General features: G+C 55.6%; 1 protein-coding gene. It reads right to left on the bottom strand.

The genetic code is table 11. The features are described 5' to 3' along the window. Window positions 1-1695, bottom strand: a 1695-nt coding sequence (locus QNM19_RS24415; RefSeq protein ID WP_284027315.1) for an AMP-binding protein, incomplete at both ends; no start/stop codon positions are given.

Genomic DNA, 1695 nt, shown 5'->3' with positions numbered 1-1695 from the left:
ACTTGTGCCTGCGGTAATGCCTGCTGCACCCGCATCACATCGGCGCCGTGAACTATGTCGCCGCCAGCCAGTACATAACGTAAAGAGGTGCGACCGTCACAGTGGTGGCTCCACTCACTGAACAGACCGGCCGTCAGCCACATACTGTTAATGGCCTGACTATCAATCAGTGTGTTGAGTGCATGAATGTCCAGCTGGTCCTGCGGATACAACACACAACGTCCGCCATTGAGTAAGGGTCCCCACAGCTCTATGGTTGCCGCATCAAAGGCAATGTTAGCGCTGTGCAGGAATACTGTGTCGCTGTCCAGGGTCATAAAATGCGGCGTGCTAATAAGACGCTGTACCGCACGATGTGGGGTCAGCACGCCTTTGGGCTGACCCGTTGAGCCTGAGGTGTAAATCACATAGGCCAGCGCATCACCGCTAAGCTTTTCCAGAGCGGGGTTGTGCTGCGGATAATCATCCAACTCAAGGGCCGCAATATCGATGGCGGTGCCTGCCTGTTCGCGCATCAGGCTCTGAGCCACGACCAGACCACTGCCATACCCAATCACTTGCCTAAGGCCCGCATCAACTGCCATATAGCTCAGGCGACTGGCCGGGTAATTCGGGTCCAGTGGCACATAGGCGCCACCGGCTTTGAGTATCGCCAGTATACTCACCACCATCTCTACCGAGCGGCTGCTGCACACCCCAATCAGAGTACCTGGTGTGATGTACTGCTCACTCAACAGATAATGGGCCAGCTGATTAGCACGCTGATTGAGTGTCTCATAGCTAATAGATTGGTTCTGGAACACCAGGGCGGTTGCTTCAGGCGCTGCCGCGGCCTGTTGCTCAAAGGCCTGATGAATGCTCAGTGTGGCATCATAATTTTGTTCACGCTGATTTGGTGATACCAGCAAAGTCTGCTGCTCTGCATCAGAAAGCAAGGTCAGGGTGCCCGGTGCCTGAGCGAGCAGGCTCGCACTGTCACTGTGTGTCAGCGTCGTCAGTAAAGTGCCCAGATGACGATTAAGGGTGTCAATGTGTGCTTCGCTGAACAAGGCCGTGTCATAGGTCCAGCACAGTTCAACCCCGGTCTCACTCAACGTCATATTCACATCCAGGTCAAACTTGGCCACGACCGAGCCATCACTGCGGGGACTCAGCTGTGCCCCACCCAGCGACCAGGCACTGTCTTCGACTTCGCCGGTCAAACCATAATCGGTGCGGGTCGTCAGCATCACCTGAAACAGCGGTGTGTGCGCCGTACTGCGCGGTACATTCAGCTGCTCAACCAGCTGCTCGAACGGCACATCCTGGTTTGACTGCGCGCCCAGATGGACGGCTTTAACGTGTGCCAGATACTCCGCCAGGGTTGCCTGAGCGGTATTCACATTCAGAACTAAGGTATTGACGAAGAACCCAATTAACGGTTCCAGCTCGGCCTGCATGCGGTTGGCCACCGGCGTACCAATGACGATATCCCGGGCATTACTGTGTCGTGATAACAGCAAAGACAAAGCGCCATGAAGGAGCATAAACGGCGTCAGCCCCTCGGCCTTAGCCAGCGCAGCCAGCCCCTGTGCGACTTCTTTGCTCAGCGTGCTTTTAACCTGGGCACCCTGATGTTGTTTGATGTCCGGACGCGAATAGTCCAGCGGTAAACTGTGTACTGGCGGAACATCTGCCAGTTGCTGTTGCCAGTAC

This window comes from Pseudoalteromonas ardens, from assembly GCF_030125445.1.
Lineage (GTDB): Bacteria > Pseudomonadota > Gammaproteobacteria > Enterobacterales > Alteromonadaceae > Pseudoalteromonas > Pseudoalteromonas ardens.
This window is presented reverse-complemented; position numbering and strand designations above follow the sequence as displayed.